At 39.5% G+C, this 21,486-nt stretch carries 16 protein-coding genes; 5 read left to right on the top strand and 11 right to left on the bottom strand.

From position 1 onward, the window contains the following. Positions 1–481 precede the first annotated feature (481 nt). The 7 genes from AAEY97_RS18755 to prmB form a co-directional block, all read right to left on the bottom strand. Positions 482–844, bottom strand: coding sequence for a rhodanese-like domain-containing protein (locus AAEY97_RS18755; protein WP_351000734.1), 363 nt, complete (start codon positions 842–844; stop codon positions 482–484). Positions 845–1,266: 422 nt separating this feature from the next. Beyond that, positions 1,267–1,815 carry an RNA methyltransferase gene (locus AAEY97_RS18750; RefSeq protein WP_182744543.1) on the bottom strand — a complete coding sequence of 183 codons (549 nt, stop codon included), beginning with the start codon at positions 1,813–1,815 and terminating at the stop codon, positions 1,267–1,269. Between the two features lie 23 nt (positions 1,816–1,838). Beyond that, on the bottom strand, positions 1,839–2,117 hold the full coding sequence (locus tag AAEY97_RS18745) for a YfcL family protein (protein WP_101086601.1): 279 nt from the start codon (positions 2,115–2,117) through the stop codon (positions 1,839–1,841). A gap of 3 nt (positions 2,118–2,120) precedes the next feature. Beyond that, positions 2,121–3,275, bottom strand: coding sequence for an ATP-NAD kinase family protein (locus AAEY97_RS18740; RefSeq protein WP_351000729.1), 1,155 nt, complete (start codon positions 3,273–3,275; stop codon positions 2,121–2,123). A gap of 71 nt (positions 3,276–3,346) precedes the next feature. Beyond that, a complete protein-coding gene (locus AAEY97_RS18735; protein WP_162023527.1) occupies positions 3,347–4,519 on the bottom strand; it encodes an MFS transporter in 1,173 nt (390 codons plus the stop codon). Then, positions 4,519–5,613, bottom strand: a complete 1,095-nt coding sequence (aroC, locus tag AAEY97_RS18730) for a chorismate synthase (protein WP_351000725.1) — start codon at positions 5,611–5,613, stop codon at positions 4,519–4,521. The genes AAEY97_RS18735 and aroC overlap by 1 nt, the downstream gene beginning before the upstream one ends. A 56-nt stretch (positions 5,614–5,669) precedes the next feature. Continuing rightward, positions 5,670–6,614 carry a 50S ribosomal protein L3 N(5)-glutamine methyltransferase gene (prmB, locus tag AAEY97_RS18725; protein ID WP_101086598.1) on the bottom strand — a complete coding sequence of 315 codons (945 nt, stop codon included), beginning with the start codon at positions 6,612–6,614 and terminating at the stop codon, positions 5,670–5,672. Between the two features lie 79 nt (positions 6,615–6,693). Here prmB and smrB point away from each other — a divergent pair, with 79 nt between their 5' ends. Beyond that, complete coding sequence (gene smrB / locus AAEY97_RS18720) at positions 6,694–7,221, top strand: endonuclease SmrB (RefSeq protein ID WP_162023529.1); 528 nt, start codon at positions 6,694–6,696, stop codon at positions 7,219–7,221. An 84-nt stretch (positions 7,222–7,305) separates the two neighbouring features. Here the strand turns inward: smrB and sixA are convergent, their stop codons facing one another. Beyond that, positions 7,306–7,779 (bottom strand): phosphohistidine phosphatase SixA, encoded by a 474-nt coding sequence (gene sixA / locus AAEY97_RS18715; RefSeq protein WP_192116335.1) that lies wholly within the window; start codon positions 7,777–7,779, stop codon positions 7,306–7,308. A 188-nt stretch (positions 7,780–7,967) separates the two neighbouring features. Between sixA and AAEY97_RS18710 the strand changes: the two genes are divergently transcribed. The 3 genes from AAEY97_RS18710 to AAEY97_RS18700 all read left to right on the top strand — a co-directional run bounded on the left by AAEY97_RS18710 (position 7,968) and on the right by AAEY97_RS18700 (position 16,069). Beyond that, positions 7,968–10,757 (top strand): insulinase family protein, encoded by a 2,790-nt coding sequence (locus AAEY97_RS18710; protein WP_192116334.1) that lies wholly within the window; start codon positions 7,968–7,970, stop codon positions 10,755–10,757. A 247-nt stretch (positions 10,758–11,004) separates the two neighbouring features. Next, positions 11,005–15,348, top strand: coding sequence for an EAL domain-containing protein (locus AAEY97_RS18705; RefSeq protein ID WP_351000720.1), 4,344 nt, complete (start codon positions 11,005–11,007; stop codon positions 15,346–15,348). A gap of 121 nt (positions 15,349–15,469) precedes the next feature. Continuing rightward, entirely contained in the window at positions 15,470–16,069 is a 600-nt protein-coding gene (locus AAEY97_RS18700; RefSeq protein WP_351000717.1) for a hypothetical protein, read from the top strand. Between the two features lie 231 nt (positions 16,070–16,300). Here AAEY97_RS18700 and AAEY97_RS18695 read toward each other — a convergent pair whose 3' ends face one another. The 3 genes from AAEY97_RS18695 to fadI all read right to left on the bottom strand — a co-directional run bounded on the left by AAEY97_RS18695 (position 16,301) and on the right by fadI (position 20,273). Continuing rightward, entirely contained in the window at positions 16,301–16,513 is a 213-nt protein-coding gene (locus AAEY97_RS18695) for a hypothetical protein (RefSeq protein WP_101086592.1), read from the bottom strand. 317 nt (positions 16,514–16,830) lie between these two features. Then, positions 16,831–18,957: a fatty acid oxidation complex subunit alpha FadJ gene (fadJ, locus tag AAEY97_RS18690; protein WP_192116331.1), complete on the bottom strand. Its 2,127-nt coding sequence runs from the start codon at positions 18,955–18,957 to the stop codon at positions 16,831–16,833. 5 nt (positions 18,958–18,962) lie between these two features. Further along, positions 18,963–20,273, bottom strand: a complete 1,311-nt coding sequence (gene fadI / locus AAEY97_RS18685) for an acetyl-CoA C-acyltransferase FadI (RefSeq protein WP_192116330.1) — start codon at positions 20,271–20,273, stop codon at positions 18,963–18,965. A 248-nt stretch (positions 20,274–20,521) separates the two neighbouring features. On the opposite strand from fadI, the gene AAEY97_RS18680 reads away from it, so the two are divergent. After that, positions 20,522–21,478, top strand: a complete 957-nt coding sequence (locus AAEY97_RS18680; RefSeq protein ID WP_059744447.1) for an AAA family ATPase — start codon at positions 20,522–20,524, stop codon at positions 21,476–21,478. Positions 21,479–21,486: the final 8 nt, after the last annotated feature.

Here is a 21,486-nt window from a genome sequence, read left to right as displayed (position 1 = left end):
CGGGATGGAGCAGTTGGTAGCTCGTCGGGCTCATAACCCGAAGGTCGTAGGTTCAAGTCCTACTCCCGCAACCATTTTCTAATAGTAATTCCTCATTTCAATTAACTCCCTTTTTAAACCCTTAAAATCCCATTGTACAATTAGTTCCTGTCGTCATGCTCAGCTTTTTATAAACAAAGAGTCGAAGGTCTTAGATTTTTATCAAGTCCTACTCCCGCAACCATTTTCTATTGTTATACCTTTCCTTTTAATTTCCCTGCTTTAATTATCTGCACCTAGAACTATATCTTTATCGTGCCCCTATTTTTATATTTTAATCTCAATCTCACATCTTAATTAATTTTTATAGCTCGTCCAGAGTATGAAATGATTAATGTCACTCGCCGGACTCAAAAAATAAAAGCTGTTATGAGCCCAGACGACATTTATATCCCCAGCCCCAAAAATATTAACGTCATCAGTTGAGTCTCTTTCTAGTGCGTTATTTTGATGTTGGTAGCGATAATTTCCACCAACTCAGCATCCCACCTTCAAGTTGATATACATCAGTAAATCCAAACTGTTTAAGTTTTCTAACCCCAGGGATACTGCGATGGGCAGAGAGACATATCACGACAGTTGTTATCTCTGGTGATAATTCAAGCTGCTTTATCGCATCAATAGAAAGCGACGTGATAGGCAGGTTTTTAGAACCTTCAATATGCGACTTGTGCCATTCCATTTTTGAGCGAACATCTACAATCTGAATATCATTCTTCTGAAGTCGTTTATGTACTTCTTGGGCGCTCATTTCGGGTACTTTTCCAAACGGTAGCCACTGACACAGTTTCTTTAATATCGACATCTATGCATTCCTAATATTGATTTCTAATGTGTATGCTTAACTAAAGCCGAATTCAGAGGCATTCATTACCAAGCCATCAAGCTAAATAGTGACAAGTTAACTTTATGGAAAACATCATCATGAATGGCGATTGCCTTTCCTATCTCTAATGTCTACCAAACAAGTCGTTTCATCAAGCTTTGATCCACTATTTATATTACCGACTTGAAATCTGACATTAAACAACAATCAAGAAACAGAGCTCTTAAAAAAAGTTCTGTTTCTACATAATACAGCAGCATTATATTAACTATGCGATCATGCAGCACTGGCTTGTTGTATTTACAGTCACTGTTGTCGACGATTTTGCGCTACAACACATCAATAAAAATGCCGAATGATTTCTCATTCGGCATTATCTAAAGTGCAATACAGTTATTTCATCAAAGTGACTTCAACCAGTGTTTCACTTTGGTGCGATTATTATTGTCACGACTTTGCTTAATTAATTCATCATCAGCTTTAATTTGACTCGTTTTAGCCAACCGGTCATAGAGCAAAACATTCACAGATGCAGCTAAATTCATACACCCTACAGTCGGTACATACACAACATCATCAGCAGCATCAATTAATTGCTGTGGAATAGTGCCGTCTTCCGGACCGAATATATAAAAGGCATTATCTGGATGAGAGAATAAAGGCAACGGAGTCGCCCCAACGACAAGATCGACACAGACTATGGTTGCGCCATCAGGCACACTATCAAGTAATGACTCGACACCAGTTAAAGGAATACGCTTGGCAGCATCTTTAGTGTCAACATCGTATTGAGCATCACCCGACTTAGCCGCCAATTCATAACGTTTTCCGGTATAGCAAACGTTATCAACACCGTAGCAACCAGCTGCTCGCATAATGCCGCCAACATTGACCGGCGTTTTGGGATTAACTAAACCTATAGTGACTTGTTGCAATGAGGAATTTACCATAAAAGCTGTTTATCTATTCCGGGTTATGCCGCTTGAGCGACAATACGTTGACGTAACTGCTGCCATGCAGCTTCCACTAATGAAAAATCATGTTCATCTAATTCTTCATTTGCCAACGCAAGACATTTAACCAACTTTTGATCAAGCGCAGGTAAATCTTGTTCAGGTTCGACTTCTAATTCAGCTAATACAACGGCGACGTGGCCTTGTAAATAACCACAAGCAAATAACGCATCGTCATCGCTGTGGCTAACACTGTCTTCAATCCAAGACTCTAATGCTGCATCGTACTGTTCTAACATGTTCTAGTTCTCCACTAAATCTGGGTTGGCTACTTGATACATTACGTAATCATGGTAACCCGTGACTATTTTGTAGTAGCCAGTGAGTGCTTTATCTAATTCAGGGTCGCCACTATCCACAATTAATGGCCTACCTTCAAGTGCTTTTAGCTTAGTTTTTGTGGCCAGGATTAAAATATTGTCTTTTTCTAGTTGCCGGATCAGTTCCGGTGACAACTGCTGATTGCCACGACCCAATATATGCCCTTGCCCACCGATTAATGTAATCACTAGCTTGACGCTAGAATACCTTTTTTTATCGGCAATCAACGCGAGTAATTGTTGCGCGGTAACATCCTTAGCAATCACGCTTTTATGCTGAATAACATCAACACCAAGCAAAGTATTTTCTAAACCAAGGTCTTCCATGACTGCCGCTACGGTGCTGCCTGAACCCATGATATAAAGCTCATCGTCCATTGATTCAATCACATCGGCGGCAATATCGGCCAACACTAATTCATCAACTTCTTTACCGCCCATTTTGACTGCTTGTATATATCGTGGCGCAGCTGGAACCGTCATTTCACCAAATCGTTTCGCTTTTACAATCCCCTGCCTAAACGCGATCTCATCAATGTCCATTACATCAGCAGACATTAAGCTCACGAGTTCACCTTTAAGTAACATGCTGACAACGAGCCCAGAAGCATGCGGGGTAATACCGTATACACCCGAGTGAATTTTAACACCAGCTGGTACACCTAACACCGGAAATGAATCATCAACCACGGCATAAATATCGCGGGCAGTACCATCACCACCAGCAAACAGTAACAAATCTAATTGATGATCGAGTAAGTATTTAACCGCTTGTTGGGTATCTATTGCAGACGTTTTTTCAATTGAGGTTGTTTCTAACGCGGTATATACATCTTGAGTCGAAAAACCCATTTGACGACATAAGCTCCCGCCCATATCACCAGATGCAGTAATAATATCGATTTGTTTAACGAAAGGTAAAATGACATCCAGAGCTTGTTGCATGCGTTGTTGTGCTTTGGGAATAGCACCTTTGGCAATAGCTTCTACGGCAACGCCGTCAGAGCCTTTTAAACCGACACTGCCTCCAAGGCCAGCTAATGGATTAATGATTACCCCTAAGCGAAAACGTTTCACACTGACTCCTTGCTGATTACATAACTTCTGTGTCTAAAAATGAAGAGTAAATGAATGACCTAGTTAACCAATTATGTATTAGTCGCTGGTTGGCCATTAATATTGGGGATAAGCAATACCGCTATCATTGATAAAAATGCACAAGCTGCCGCAAATACCCAAACCCACATAGTGCTACTACCATCACCCCAAATCATTCCACTTATCCACGTGCCTAATGCGCCACCCACACCAAAACTGACACTGGCGTATAACGCTTGGCCAGTACTTCGATGACTGATGGAAAAATGACGGTGAATGAAATGGATTGAAGCGGCATGGACTAAACCAAAAGTGAAAGCATGTAATAGTTGGCTGATGACCAATAATGAAACGTGTTCAACACCAAATGCCAACAATAACCAACGAATGGCAGTTAACAGAATGCTCACCACAAGCAATACTCGAATACCGTATTGGCGAATAAGACGGGATGAATAAAAGAAAATAACAATTTCAGCTAGCACGCCCAAGGCAACTAGCATTCCAGCGATGGTCTCAGAGTAGCCAACCTGCTTTAGATATAATACAAAAAAACCATAAAATGGTCCGACACTCATCTGCAATAACATTGCAGATAGCATAAACCACACTAATGATTTATCAAATGTAAGTTTAGGACGCTCAGATTTATTGACTACAACACTACGGTTAGCGGGTAAAGGCAATGAGCAAGCAAACAAACCTAAAAACAGTATCATCCCCATATAAGGCAACACTTCGGGGCCCCAGTGATCAATCGCTAATCCACCACTTATCACCAAAATAATATAACCAACACTGCCCCAACTTCGAATGGCACCATAACGTTCAGCTTTATCACCAAGCGTTTCTAACGTAATCACTTCTAACTGAGCAAGAATGGAATTCCAAAAGAAAGTGTATATGGCTAAACTAACCGCAAGATACATGAAGCTGCCGTCGAAGAAAAAACTGGTATAGGTAATCGCTGCAGCAAAGGAGCCAAGCTTTATCAATTCTGCTCGCATACCAGTGCGATCGGCTACAGCCGCCCATACGTTAGGCGCGACAATTCGAGTGGCCATTAAAATGGCCAACAAAAAACCTATCTCTTGGGCATTGAAACCTCGGCTATCAAAGAAAACCCCCAAATAGGGAACCATGATGCCAAGAATAGAAAAGAAAAAGAAATAACAAGCGCTGAGCCAGCGTAAATCTGGTTCAGCGGGTTTCAATGAGGACATTATCGCATTCCGATAACGGGTGTTTGACTAGTAACATCTTGGTTTTGCGCACGATGTCTTAACAAGTGATCCATCAATACAATCGCGAGCATCGCTTCAGCAATAGGCACGGCGCGAATACCCACACAAGGATCATGACGACCTTTGGTGATCATATCGATTGTTTCGCCCTCCACTGTCATGCTTTGACCTGGTACGCTAATGCTCGAGGTAGGTTTTAGCGCAATATGAGCCACAACAGGTTGGCCAGATGAAATGCCGCCCAATACGCCACCTGCATGGTTAGATGCAAAACCTTGTGGTGACATTAAATCACGACCTTCTGAACCTTTTTGAGTAACAACACCAAAGCCATCACCAATTTCAACACCTTTAACGGCATTAATGCCCATTAACGCATGCGCGATATCAGCATCAAGGCGATCAAATACGGGTTCGCCTAATCCCACAGGAACACCAGTGGCTGCAACAGTAATTTTGGCGCCTATTGAATCACCAGATTTACGTAAGCCACGCATGTACTCATCTAACGCTTCTAATTTACTGGCATCAGGGAAGAAAAATGCATTTTGCTCAATTTGAGTCAAATCAATAGTGTCAGCGCTAATAGGTCCTAGTTGAGCAAGATAGCCATGAATTTCAATGCCGTGCACTTGCTTGAGGTATTTTTTTGCTACCGCACCTGCGGCAACTCGCATTGCCGTTTCGCGTGCAGACGAGCGCCCGCCGCCACGGTAATCACGCATGCCATACTTTTGTTGGTAGGTATAATCTGCATGACCAGGACGAAACGTGTCTTTAATATCTGAATAGTCTTGGCTACGTTGATCGGTATTCTCAATCAACAAACCAATAGAGGTGCCAGTGGTTTTACCTTCAAACACTCCTGACAAAATTCTTACTTCATCAGCTTCACGGCGTGCCGTTGTATAACGTGACGTGCCAGGACGACGACGGTCTAAATCATGTTGCATATCTTCAACGGTTAACTCCAGTCCTGGAGGGCAGCCATCAATGATACAACCTAAAGCAACACCATGGCTTTCACCAAATGTTGTAACAACAAAGTTTTGACCAATACTATTTCCTGACATGCGCGTTAACTACCTCTATTAATTATTCACTTCATTGAGTGCGATTCTTGTCGCTATTATTCACTATCTTTATAGATGGCGAAAAGTGATTCATTTTCAACTAGCTGATCACGGGTTAATACAAACACGCCATCACCGCCAAATTCAAAATCAACCCAAGCAAATGGCATATCAGGATATTGCTCAATCAAATGCACCATTGAATTACCGACTTCAACGACTAGCAAACCCGTTTCTGTTAAATAATCTGCCGCATTAGCTAAGATACGCTTGGTTAAATCTAAGCCATCATTGCCAGACGCTAACCCAATAGCAGGTTCGTGATGATACTCTTCAGGCATATCACCAATATCTTGTGCATCTACATATGGAGGATTAGACACAATTAAGTCGTAATGCTGGCCTTTTGGAATCGCTGAGAATAAATCGGATTGCATCGGGAAAACACGATCCAACACGCCCAAAGATTCAATATTAATTTGGGCAACTTCAAGTGCGTCTTCGCTAATATCTAATGCGTCAACTTCAGCATCTTCAAACGCATAGGCACAAGCAATGGCAATACAAGCACTGCCAGTGCATAAATCCATAATGCGATTAACCGGTTTGTTATATAACCATGGGCTAAAATGATGATTGATCATTTCGGCAATCGGCGAACGCGGAACCAGTACGCGTTCATCAACATAAAATTCAAGACCCGCAAATTTGGCTTTATTGGTCAAATACGGTACCGGTAAACGTTCACGTACACGGCGAATAATTAATTCAACGATTTTGTGTTTTTCACTACTGGTCAGGTTACTTAAAATAACCTGCTGGCCGATATCTTCTGGTAAGTGTAGAGCATCAAAAACCAATGCAATGGCTTCGTCCCAAGCATTATCCGTTCCGTGACCATAATAAATATTGGCATCATTAAAACGGCTGACAGCCCAACGTAACATATCAGCGATAGTACGTAACTCAGTGACAGCTTCATCTACAAAGATCTTATCCAAAACACACTCCTTAAAAATTGTTCTGCGCTATTGTAACTGATGTCTATTAAGATGACCTAGAATTCAATACAATATGCCCATGAAAGACGATAATTATCCAGACTTATCGCTGTTTAGTGCATTAATCGAGGGTATCAAACCGCTAAGGCAAGATACTCACCACTTTAAACAGCCTGTCAAAGCCAAACAACAGTTCGAAATAAAAGAACAGCAGATTCATGCTGATAGCTATTTTTCGGATACATATCAGCCGCTTCTGCCGGTAGATGGCCCTATGCGTTGGATTAATACCAGCACAGATAAGCATGAATTAAAACGCTTAAGGCGTGGTGACTATTCTCCGGACCTGTTGCTTGATTTGCATGGCATGCGTCAAGCAGAAGCCAAACTTGAATTAGCCGCACTTATCCAAGCATGTGTTAAGCAAAACACGATTTGTTGCTGCGTAATGCACGGCTATGGAATGGGTATTTTAAAACAGCAAACACCAATGTGGTTAGCACAACACCCAAACGTAAAAGCGTTTCACCAAGCACCCAAAGAATGGGGTGGCGATGCCGCGTTATTGGTATTAATTGATATTGGTGAACAGCCTCACCGACGTTAATACGAAGAAATAAGCGCGAACATAAAAAAGGTAAGTAATCACTTACCTTTTTTTATTCAGATGTGATTCAAAACGTTATTGTCATTACACAACAACTTGATGTGGTGCTGTCATTGCGACAAAACTCGCGTTATGCGTATGTTTGTCTATGTGAGCCACCGCGGATGTAGCAAACAAAGGTGGCTCAACCCCCGCCACAAGCTCGCTGACCATAAATCCTAAAATTGGCATATGTGCTATAACCAATACATTATCGGCTTTATATTGCTCGGCATAAGCCAACACAACATCTATCGCCACTTTAGCATCGCCAGAGGGAGTCACATCATCAAGTACTAACCACTTACGGGGTTCAGCTAAGTGTTTACTGACTTCTTGCCACGTTTGCTGCGCACGTAAATAAGGGCTCACAATCACCAAATCAAAATGGCTGACCTGTTTTGCTAACCAATTAGCCATATAGCCAGTTTGAATACGGCCTGTTTCAGTTAATTTTCGTTCCCTATCGGACAGAGCATCAAAACTCGCTTCACCATGGCGCATCAAAAATAGCTGCATACTTCTCTCGTGATGTTTTTATTATCATTCTTAACCAATTGTAGCGTTAATCAGCGCAACAACAAACCTAGAATTGAGCATATTTAGATAAACTTTAGTCGATAATTGAATAAAACTGACCAAGGTAATTTGCTAAAAAGTAATAACAAGATCAATATATAACAAGTTATCTTTTCTGGAGTCTCCTCTTGCCTGAATTTCCAGCAGTTTATAAAAGCCAAAATGATCATCGACAATACCAATATCGAGTGTTGAACAACCAACTTCGAGTGTTATTGGTTGAAGACATGCAATCAAATCAAGCAGCCGCATCTATGGCGGTTAGTGTTGGTCATTTTGACGATCCTGTTGACCGACCAGGTATGGCGCATTTCCTTGAGCACATGTTATTTTTAGGCACCGAGAAATATCCAGATTCAGGAGAATACCACGCTTATATTAATCAACATGGTGGCAGTAATAATGCTTGGACAGGCACAGAACAAACTAACTTTTTCTATAGCATTAATGCCGAAGCCTTAGAAGGTTCATTAGACCGATTCAGTCAATTTTTTATTGCCCCAAAGTTTGACTTAGAGTTAGTGGATCGTGAAAGGCAGGCAATCGAATCTGAATTTAGCTTAAAATTAAAGGATGATATTCGCCGAGTTTACCAAGTTCAAAAAGAAACCGTTAATCCAAAACATCCATTTTCAAAATTCTCTGTCGGTAACCAAACAACTTTAGCGGGTAAACAAGCAGACATTCGGGATGAATTGCTCGCTTTTTATCAACAACATTACAGTGCTAATATTATGACATTGTGCATTGTCGCTCCACGCCCTATTGCAGAGCTAGACACCATCGTTAAAAAATACTTCTCAAACATTATCAATAGAAATGTAAGTAAACACTATCCATCTGAAGCAATGATAACGAAGGACCAACGTCAAAAACATATACAAATTGTACCGTTGAAAGATCAAAAACGAGTCAGTATTAGTTTTTCACTGCCAGAGATAGACCAATTTTATAAGCGAAAACCACTCACCTTTATCAGCCATTTACTCGGTAATGAAAGCCCAGGGAGTTTACTGTCCTATTTAAAAGTACAGGGGTTAGCCAATAACTTATCTGCTGGCGGTGGGGTTAATGGTTACAACTTCAAAGATTATTCAATCAGCATACAATTAACCGACAAGGGATTTGCAGAGATTGATGAAGTGGTAACTTGTGTATTTGAATACATTGAATTGATTAAGCTGCAAGGTGTACAAGCATGGCGTTACCAAGAGCGAGCCAATTTACTTAACACTGCGTTTCGATTCCAAGAACAGATCAAAACCTTGGATTTAGCAAGCCATCTCAGTATCAACATGCACCATTATGATATTGAAGACATTATTTATGGCGACTATCGCATGGATGAAATGCTAGAGGATGAAACAACACAACTGCTGTCTATGATGTCGGCAGCTAATATGCGCTTACTTACGGTTGCAAAAGAATCACAGGTCGATAATCAAGCAAAATGGTACGACACTCCGTACCAAGTGAGATCATTACAACCCCAACAAATAGCAAAATGGTCTTCCGTTACGGTAAGAGAGTCACTTAAACTTCCGGAAAGAAATCCGTTTATTGTCGCCAACCCGCAAGCTAGGGCAGACAAAAGCGATACTCCAGTACCCACTATTGTTGCAGAAGGCGAAGGTTACCGTATTTGGCATAAAAAAGATGATGAATTCAATGTTCCTAAAGGGCATTTATACTTATCGTTAGACTCAGATCAAGCGAGCTCAACCCCAAGACAAGCAGCATTAACAAGACTATACGTTGAAATGCTTATCGATTATCTGACTGAACCAACATACCAAGCAGAGGTTGCTGGCCTTAACTACAATATTTACCCTCACCAAGGCGGCATTACCCTGCATTTAACCGGTTTTACGGGTAACCAAGAAAAGCTCCTCACTCTAATCATCAACAAAGCCCGCGAGCGTAACTTTACCGAACAACGCTTTAGTATGATTAAAAATCAGATATTACGCAGCTGGAATAATGTTGCTCAAGCTAAGCCAATATCTCAATTATTTACCAGCTTAACCGTGTCGCTACAAAAAAGAAGTTTTGAACCCGCAAGAATGGCTGAAGAACTCACGCTACTGACACTTGATGATTTACACAATCATGTCAGCGCATTTTACAAAAAAGTTTATCTTGAAGGTTTGGTATACGGGGATTGGCTGGTTGAAGAAGCACAGCAACTCGGCAAGCGTTTGCAACATCTATTGTCTTTAGTCACGAAACCAAGCGCAGAGTCTTCACGCGAACTTATCAACCTAGATAAAAGAGGTTCATTACTTCGCGAAAAAACCATTTCCCATCAAGATAGTGCGATTATTGTTTACTATCAGTCTCGGATGGCGACACCAGAACGTGTGGCGTTATTCAGTCTACTAAACCATACAATGTCATCTACCTTTTTTCATGAGTTACGCACTAAACAACAATTAGGCTACATGGTTGGGACAGGTTACTTACCGTTAAACCGACATCCAGGGATGATTTTTTATGTGCAGTCCCCTACTACAGGTCCAAGACAACTTCTCGAAGCAATCGACGAATTCATCGCCGACTTTAATTATGCCGTTATGCAAATAACCAATGAACAATGGGAAAGCACAAAACAAGGTATGATAAGTCAAATAATGGAACACGATACCAACCTAAAGACACGCAGCCAACGCTATTGGGTGAGCTTAGGTAACCGCGATTATGGATTTAATCAACGTGAAATGGTCGTCGCGGAAGTCGAAAAGCTCACCAGAGCTCACTTGATCAAGTTTATGGTGGCTCACATGCGCAGTAGAGATTGTGACCGTTTAGTCTTGTTTAACAGTGGTGAACAACATCACAGCCAAACAAGCCTTCGTTCAGATAATATGATTGTCGACTTAAAAACATTCAAACATCAAGCAGATAAATTTCAGTTTTAACCAGCATCGACGTTTAAAGGTCTAAAAAATATAAAGCTAGATGAATCGAAATTAGGTTAACAAAATGTCTCAATCATTGTTAACAGTACAAGCGACCAAATAAAACCTTAGTATTACATAACTAATTGATTAAAAAATAACTATAAACAAATTTTACAGCGATAATTGCGTAATATTCTATCAATCACACCTTTTTTGTTAACATGCTTTTGACAAAGGGCCTGCTTTCTGAAAAAGTAGACAATTCATGAACTTCTTTGCGGCATCAAAAGAGAATAAGTATAAATCTATGCCTAAAATTTTACTCTTTATCTGTGTTTATTTTATTTTCAGCTTTGGCGCAGCAGCCATTGAAGCTGATGACACAGAATCAAATTTCGATCTACTACTAAACTACACTAATTATGGTGTTGCGGATGGTTTGTCTCAGGACACAGTAACGGCCATCTTAGAAGATCCAGAGGGTTACGTTTGGGTTGGTACTATCAATGGATTAAATCGTTTCGACGGCAATGAATTTAAGCAATTCTATGCAGAAGATAATGCAAATTCTCTACCCAGTTCTTTTATTCGTAATTTACTTATCGATGACAATGGTGTTCTGCAAATCGGAACAGATAAAGGTCTCGTTCAATTTGATAAAGATACTGAGTCATTCACCAGAAACAGTATCTCAACTCAAATTGGTAAACAAGCCATTTGGTCAATATCAAAACAAGATGGTGAAGTTTTTATTGGTTTGAATGGTAAGTTTTTATCTTATTTTAGTGAAAACTTAAAAGTTAATTATTCCTTTAATGATAACATGTTAAGTGAAATTAAAAATGTAATTAGCTTTAACAATGAAATATATTTAAGAAACTATGAAGGAATATTGTTTTTTATTAAAAATGGGATTCTAAAAAAAATAACATCAAATACAAATGATATTTCGTTAATAAATGGCAAATTAATTACGACAACAAACGATGGTGTTTTTAATGTTACAAATAATCTAATAAAAATATCTAATCTAAAGCTCACAAGTATTGACTCATACATAAAAAATGAATCAATATCTATAAGCGAAAACGAAATATACATACTGAATTATGACGATGAATTTACAGCAAAAAAGATTGGTGAACTAAAAATAGAAAAGCAAAATTTAAAGAAAACATTTATAAAACAGAGCAAAAAAAACATTTACATTTCAAATTACAACGATGGTTTTATAAAAATAACACGTGACAAAAATTTTATTAAAAAAATTAATATAGAAAAAAATAATGTATGGTCAATCACTTCTGACGATAAAAATATATACTTAATAGGTGATGATAGCTTTTTAAACATTTACGATAAAGATTTAAAACTCGTACAAAAGAAAAAAATCAATGTTCCTCACGGACCAAAATCAATATTAGTAGAGCAAGAGAATCTTTTTGTTGGAACCTCATCAGGATTATACCAAGTAAACTTAAACACTGGGATTGAAAAGAAATTAATTAATGAAACCGTATTTAATATAAAAAGATTTACGGATTTCTTATACGTTTCTACATTCACAGGAAAAATATATCAAATGAAGCTTAATGGTGAGCTTCATGACGTAATAAATACGCAATCTGGCTACCCAGTTTATGATACTTTAGTTGTAAATGATTCTCTATGGATAGCGTCCCAAACAGGTTTACTTAGATATAAAAACAATGAAATAAAATCATTTTTTGATGGTGATTTTGTTTTTAACCTTCTTAAAGATGATGATGGATTATATTTTGGTACAAGAAATTCAGTGTACTTCTTGAAGGATGACACTAACTTTAAAGTATCAAAAATCCTTGATAGAAACAAAATAATATACTCACTAACAAAAATAGATAATAAAATAATTGTTGCATCTAATAGAGAAGTTAATATTATCGATCTTGATGATAAAGTTAATTATACTCTCGGCACACACAATGGTTCATCTGAAGACTATAATACTCAAGCATCACTAGCTTTAGAAGGTAAGTTATTGCTAGGTAGCAATGAAGGGGTTAGTTTAATCAACCCCAATGAAATAATTAAAGAATTGAACTCTGAACAAAAAAAAGAAATTACCTTTCAAGAATTACTGCTTTTCAACTCTCCGGTTGAAATTGGAAATGGTATATTAAAAAAACCTTTAAATGAACAAGGGGGAATAACTTTAAAATACTCAGACTATCCCTTCACAATAAAATTTAATATATTAGGTGATCTAAATAATAATTATGATTTTTTTTATTACTTAGAGGATTTAGAGAAAAACTGGTTATCTACTAAAGGAAATAACACCGTAACATATACCAATTTATCAGCTGGAGAATACACATTCAAAGTTTATGCTATAGATATATTATCTGGCAGAAAATCAGATATTAGAAATTTATCAGTTTATATCACACCACCTTGGTGGTTATCTCAGCATGCTAAATTAATATATGCTTTATTTTCTTTAATTATAATTTACTTATCTGTCACAGCAATTAATCGTCGTCGACAAATTCAGAAACAAATAGCTCAGAGTGAAGAGCGTTTAAAATTATCATTGTGGGGCAGTGGTGATGAAATGTGGGACTGGGATATTGAGAGTGGCAAAATTTACCGTTCTAATATTTGGGGCTCTTTAGACTTCCCTCAAGACGGTCGTCGCTCGGGTAACCCTGATGAAGAAAGCAATATTCACCCTCTCGATAGAGAACGAGTGACGAGGGCGTTAAATGATCATTTTAATGCCCTAACCGATCACTTCGAAATTGCTTATCGCGTCAAAGCACGTAACCAAGAGTGGATTTGGATTTTAGACAGAGCCAAGATAGTTGAACGTGATCAGAAAGATATGCCCCTTCGAATGACTGGCACCATTAAAGACATCAATAATATTAAGCAAGCAGAAGAACAACTTCGTTTATTCGCTAGAGCAATTGAAAATATTTCTGAAGGGATGTTTATTCTTAACGAAAAATATCAATTTGTTGAAGTCAATAATGCCTGTTGTGAACTGGCAGCTTCGACAAAGGAAAAATTTACTCATGAAATACTCAACTTCACTCGTTATCCAGCCAGTTATTCAGAGCAAATAAGAAACTTACTTAAGCAACAAGGTCGTTGGAGCGGCGAAATTGAAGCAAGCAAAGGTAAAGACAATTATTTCTTAATGGAACTGACCATTGACACTATATACAATGAACAAGGCGAAACAAGTCATTATGTTGGCGTATTTTCCGATATAACCCGTCGTAAGCAACAAGAAGAAGAGCTCAGAAAGCTAACCAATAATGATTTGCTTACCGGTCTGCCCAATCGGTCTAGTTTGCAAGTGACACTCAGTAACTTAGTTAAAAAGGATGTTCATCACACCCTAATGGTGCTTGATTTAGATAATTTTAAACGTATTAATGACTCATTAGGTCATCAAATTGGTGATGACCTATTAATTGGGGTTGCTGAACGTATTAAGTTAGCCATCCCAAAACATGCCAGTTTATACCGTCTAGGCGGTGATGAATTTGCTTTATTAGTCGATCAACACCCTGATATCGGATCATGTGCCGCCATTGCAACGCAAGTGATAAATTGTCTAAAGCCAGCTTTCACTCTTAATAATGACTCGCTGGTACTAGGCATTAGTATCGGGATTGTACTTTATCCTGAAGATGAACAGAACGAGCAAGCATTGTTACGTAAAGCAGATATCGCCATGTATCACGCTAAGTCTGGTGGTGGCAACCGCTATCAATTCTATTCTGAGTCATTAAATCAAAATGCTTTACGTCAGCTTGAAATCGAAAGTTTAATCAGAGAAGCACTCAAAGATGATTTGTTTGAAGTATATTACCAACCAAAAATCGACGTTAAGAAAGATCGTCTTAACGGAATGGAAGCATTAGTGAGATTAAATCATCCTAAATTAGGCCTGATTGGACCGAATGAATTTATCCCCCTTGCCGAAGAAAATGGTTTAATCGTTGAAATTGGTGATGTCGTATTGCGAAAAGCGTGTTTTGCTGCGCAGAAATGGCTCGAACTAGGGTTGTTTAGTGGTCGTGTTGCTGTCAATTTATCGTCAAGACAATTTGCTCTGCCCGATTTACAGCAACGAATAGAGTCAATTTTACGACTCACAAAATTACCCGCTAAACACTTAGAGCTTGAAATCACTGAAGGAACTGTCATTAAAGATCCCGAACAAGCAATTAAAGTGATGCAGCAATTGGCTAAAATGGGTGTCAGCCTTGCTCTTGACGACTTTGGGACAGGTTATTCCTCTTTGTCTTATCTAAAGCGATTTCCTATTAATTGCTTGAAGATCGATAAAACCTTTGTTGATGACATAGATAAATCAGACCGAGATCTCAAGATGGTCGATTCAATTATTACTATTGCCCACAATATGGGACTGACCGTGGTAGGTGAAGGGGTTGAACAAACCGCACAACTCAATATATTAAAAGCACTTAATTGCGAAGAGATTCAAGGCTATATCTATAGTAAGCCTATTAAAGAAGCTGACTTTGAGCTTATGCTTACTGCAGACAAACTCAAATTTGAAGCATTAAACGGTACCTTAGTGAAAAAATAAATATTTACCTCTTATATTTGGCATGACAAATGCTAATACAAGTTCAGTTGTCAAAATAATATTGTTATTTAACCCTGAGCTTGAATTACTAAATATAAGAGAGATTAAAATGATTAAAGGAATGATTACAGTAGCAGTTTTATCAACATTTGCTTTTGCAAGTATAGCTAAGCCTAGTGAGTTTGATAATGCTGCAACTCAAGCTATACCTGTAAAAATAGCACATAAGCTTAATGCTGCCCAAACTGCTGGCATTCCATACATCAAAGTCCTTGATACTCAAACTGCTGGCATTCCATACATCAAAGTCCTTGATACTCAAACAGCTGGTATTCCTTACATCAAAGTCCTTGATACTCAAACAGCTGGTATTCCATACATCAAAGTCATTGAGACCCAAACAGCTGGTATTCCATACATCAAAGTCCTTGAGACCCAAACAGCTGGTATTCCATACATCAAAGTCCTTGAGACCCAAACAGCTGGTATTCCTTACATCAAAGTCATTGATACTCAAACAGCTGGAATTCCATACATTAAAGTCCTTGATACTCAAACAGCTGGAATTCCATACATTAAAGTCCTTGAGACCCAAATTACTGGTATTCCATACATCAAAGTCCTTGAGACCCAAATTGCTGGTATTCCGTACATCAAAGTCCTTGAGACCCAAATTGCTGGTATTCCATACATCAAAGTCTTAGATACCCAAACAGCTTAAGGAGAACCCTATGTTTACTTCTCTAAAAATAGCACTTGGTTTAGCAAAACCAGCTCGTAAAAAAGTAAAATTGCCTGAAGGTTTAAATCACCTTGAAGTCATCCAAGCTAGAGCTTGGTGGAAGTAATTAGTGAGATACTGATGATTAACCATCAGTCATAAAAAAAAGGAGCATAAGCTCCTTTTTTGTTGTTATGAATTTGAATTTTTTGATAGCAAACTAAAATGAATTTAACCTTCTATTCTATAGCGGCCATGTCGCCAAACCTTCATATCAGCCAAGCGTTTGTGGGTGCTAAACAATGGGTAAGTGAGTGGCCCTAATATACAACCTACACATCCCCATCGCTTTACGGCTAAACCATGCTGATAAGCTGCAAAACCAAATAAAAAACCACTACTAATACTCACTAAAATAAGCATGAATAACCAACTAAACTGCATTATCGCTGACTCCAAATAACTCAGTTAACTTAATCCCTACTTATACAACATTACGATTCATCTTTGACTCGCAAGCAATCATGTTAACGCCATTATATCGAGGCGATTACAGCTTAATGGCGAAATATCATTCGTATGATCGTTTACGCTATCATACTTAACTTATCATACTAAACTACGGGTATTATACCGTAAAGAAGTATCTGATTGATTAAAAATAAGGCAAAGGTATGCCTTTGTTACATAAAAAAGCGGCAATTCACTGCCGCTTTTTTTACAATTTGATAACTAAATATTATCAATAACAATCACTCGGTTTACTTTTTATAAAATTGGCTGCCATCACTAGCCATTTTTACTAACGTATCACACGGTGCGAAACGGTCACCGTACAGTGATTGATAACCTTGTAAAGTTGCCACTAAATTACTTGCACCTAAGGTGTCGATATAACGGAACGGGCCGCCCAAGAATGGCGGGAAGCCAATACCGAATATAGCACCGATGTCACCATCTCTTGCAGAGGCAATAATCCCTTCTTCAAGACAACGAACAGCTTCATTGAGCATTTGAATAGTACAACGCTCTGCCACATCTTTTGCTTCTTTATCCGAAGCGATTAAGATATCGAGCACTTTGTAAACGGATTCATCAACCAATTTGGCTTTTTTAGCTTTAGGTCCGTATTGATAGAAACCTTTACCATTTTTACGACCCTTACGGTCATCGGCTAATAACTTATCAAATGCTGCAGGCGCTTTAAAACGATCGCCGAGCTCTTTTTCTAAAATTGGCGAAATTTTAGCACCTACGTCAATGCCCACTTCATCAAGCAAAGTCATCGGTCCCACAGGGAAACCAAACTTCACTAACGCGCGATCTAGGTGTTCAACACGTTGACCTTCAAGTAATAACTGCGCAGCTTCGTTCATATACAGGGCAAGAATACGGTTAACATAAAAACCAGCACCGTCTTGAACCACAATAGGTGTCTTACCTTGCTTGCGTGCAAACGCCACTGTGGTAGCAATCGTTTCTGGTGATGTGGTTTTATGGGCAATCACTTCAACTAACGGCATTTTTTCTACCGGAGAGAAGTAATGTAGGCCAATCACATTTTCAGGACGACTTGCCGCTGCAGCAATCTGACCAATAGGTAATGAAGACGTATTAGAAGCAAAAATGGTGTTTTCACCACATTCACGCTCAACGTCTTGAACCATTTTATGTTTAAGTGCTAAATCTTCAAATACCGCTTCAACAACGATATCGGCATCTTTAATACCTGTATATTCAGTCGTCGTTGTCATTAATGCCATGATATTGTCACGCGCTATAGGTGTCATATGACGACGCTTAACGCCTTTATCTAGCAGTTTGTAAGCATATGATAGTGCGTTACTTAATCCCTGCTCTGAAATGTCTTTGACACGCGCTGGAATTTTAGCTTTAGTGGTTGTTACAGACGCAATACCACCGCCCATTAAGCCACCGCCTAATACCATTACTTTTTTAACTTTACGTGGCACAGCACCTTCAGCACCGGTTTCTTTTTTCATTTCCGTGGTGGCAAAGAACAAGCTACGTAATGCTGCCGACTCTTTCGACATCACTAAATTAGCAAAATGAGTTGCTTCAACCTCAAGCCCTTTCACCATACCTTTATTCATACCTTGACGAACACAATCGATGATTTTAGCTGGCGCAGGATAATTCCCCTGAGTTTTCTTCATTACCTGTTTGCGAGCTTGATCAAACATAATATCGCGAGTGAATGAAGATGATTCTAAAAACTGATTAATTTTAGATTGCACCACAGGTTTTGCAGCTTGTTTACCTTTTTTTGCTAGCTCTATCGCGGTTTCAAGCAAAATAGAGTTAGGCACAACATCATTCACTAACCCCATTTTTAATGCTTGTTTAGGACGAATTTGCTTGCCAGTAAGCATCATATCTAACGCAGTTGCAATTCCGACTAGTCGAGGTAAACGCTGAGTACCGCCGCCGCCGGGCAACAAACCCAGTTGCACTTCAGGCACCCCTAGCATGGTTTTTTTATCGTCACTGCATACGCGTAAATGACACGCTAGCGCTAATTCTAAGCCACCACCTAAACAAGCACCATTGATAGCAGCAACAACAGGAATTGATAATCCTTCAAGCTCAGAAAAAACCACATGACCTTGTTGTGACAATGCCTTAGCATCAGCTTCACTCTTGCAAGCTGCTAACATGGTAATATCGGCACCGGCAACAAACGAATCAGCCTTACCAGATATAACAACCAAGCCTTTAATGCTGTTATCAGCTTTGATTTCAGTTAATATTTCACTAATTTCAGGACCAAATTGTTCTTTTAAGGTGTTCATGGTTTCGCCAGGAACGTCCATTGTTAAAATGGCAATACCATCGTCACGACGAGCTAAATTAAATGTTTTTTCCATGCTCATTACTCCACCTCCAAAATCATTGCCACACCTAAACCGCCAGCAGCACAAGCAGTTGCTAAACCAGTACCACCACCACGACGCTTAAGTTCATTACACACTTGGGTAATCAAACGCGTACCGGTTGCCGCAAAAGGATGACCATAGGCTAATGAACCGCCTAATACGTTAAACTTACTCATGTCTATTTCGCCTATCGCGCGATTGCGACCCAGCTTCTCTGCTGCAAACTTTTTAGAACCGAACATCTGCATATTGGCCAATGTTTGTGCCGCAAATGCTTCGTGCATTTCGATCAGCGTTAGATCTTCTAATTCCATTCCAGCACGTTTTAACGCTAATGGCGTCGCGTACGAAGGACCCATTAACATGTCTTGCCATACATCGATGGCCGTAAACGCATAACTCTTAATATAACCAATAGGTTGATAACCTAAGGCTTTAGCACGACCTTCACTCATTAAAATAATGGCCGATGCACCATCGGTTAATGGCGTGCTGTTGGCGGCAGTAACGGTACCGTGCTTACGATCAAATGCGGGACGCAATTTGGCGTAAGACTCTAATACAGAGTTTTCACGAATATTATTATCACGATCAATAAACTGTTTGTAAGGTGGAATATGAGCTGTCATCACTTCTTGTTGAAGCACGCCAGAATTCCACGTTTCAGTAGCCAATGTATGTGAACGATGCGCTAATGCATCTTGATCTGCACGGCTGATGTTGTAAGTCTTAGCCATTTGTTCTGCGGTTTGCCCCATAGACAAACCCGTTGAATACTCAGCAACCGCTGGCGGTACCGGCATCAGGTCTTTCAAGCCTAAACGACGTGCAATCGCAAATTTCTGCTTAAAAGTACGCGCTTTATTTAAATCGACTAAAGCATGAGCAAGCTTTTTTGAAACACCAATCGGTAATACTGAAGACGAGTCAGACCCACCAGCTAAGCCGATTTCAATATTGCCGGTCATAATTGATTCAGCTACGTTAACCGCCGACTGAAAACTGGTTGCACAAGCTCGGGTGACAGAGTAAGCATCTGTTGACACATTCATGCCAGTACCTAGTACAATTTCACGAGCAATATTGGGTGCTGCAGGCATTTGCACAACTTGACCATAGACAAGCTGCTCAATTAACTGAGGGTCGATTTCAGAGCGAGACAGCAACTCATTAACCACCATTTTGCCCATATCTAGCGCTGATACGCCATGAAAGGCGGTTGCTTGCTTTGCAAATGGTGTTCTTAAACCGGCAACAATCGCAATGCGCTCACCCCGGGAATTTGTTACTTGTTGTCTATCACTCATGTGTCACCCTCTATTATTGTTAGCTTATCTCGGCTCTGCCGGTAAATTTTTATTTTGCCAGATAATCTGGTCAGACCATCAAAGTGTGACCTGATTCTAACTTTTTATTGAATAGTTTTAAACAGGCGTTTACAACTATCTACTTCATAAAGAGTTAAATTGTGTTAATCCTACTAGCCAAAAACCAATAGAATTCATAACATAGGGTGTAATAATCCCAATGCCAACTAAATAAATTGAGTACAGCTATGCCGTTAAGTCGTTTCCACTCACTACGCACCTATTTAGATAATGTTGTCTTAGGTCAACCCGTATTAACTGAGAACTTGCTGATAGCACTTATCGCAAACGGACATTTATTAGTTGAAGGTCCTCCTGGCTTAGCCAAAACTCGTGCAGTAAAAGCATTATGTGATGGAGTAGAAGGCGAGTTTCATCGTATTCAGTTCACTCCCGATTTATTGCCTGCCGATTTAACTGGCACTGATATTTATCGTCAGCAAACAGGGACATTCGAATTTGAAGCGGGGCCAATTTTCCATAATCTAATCCTAGCAGATGAAATTAATCGTGCCCCAGCTAAAGTTCAGTCAGCGCTATTAGAAGCCATGGCTGAAGGCCAGGTTACCGTTGGTAAAAATAGTTATCCTTTACCACCACTATTTTTAGTGATGGCTACACAGAATCCGCTAGAAAACGAAGGTACTTATCCGCTGCCAGAAGCGCAATTAGATCGTTTTTTAATGCACTTAAATCTCGATTATCCTAGCGCAGAAACCGAAGTCGAAATCTTACGCCAATCGCGTAAAGAGGCCAAAACACATCAGTTGCCTACGATAGACCCCGTCGCACAAGCCGATGTGTTTGCTGCAAGAGATCAGGCATTAGATATTTACTTAGCTGAACCGTTAGAGAAATACATCGTTGAAATTGTGATGGCGACTCGACAACCTGCGCGCTACAGTGCTGATTTAGCTAAATGGCTTGAATATGGTGTCAGTCCTCGCGCCACAATTTCACTGGAACGTTGCGCCAGAGCGCGTGCTTGGTTACATGAACGAGACTTTGTTTCACCAGAAGACATTCAAGCTGTTGCGCCTAATGTGTTACGTCACCGTTTGTTACTCAGTTATCAAGCGCAAGCGGAAGGCGTTACGGCAGATCAGGTGATTGATCACATTCTTAGTCAAGTTGCCGTACCGTAAATGTTGCA

This window comes from Shewanella sp. TB7-MNA-CIBAN-0143, from assembly GCF_040310065.1.
GTDB lineage: Bacteria > Pseudomonadota > Gammaproteobacteria > Enterobacterales > Shewanellaceae > Shewanella.
The sequence above is the reverse complement of the archived record's forward strand: the minus strand, read 5'-3'. Positions and strand labels throughout refer to the sequence as shown.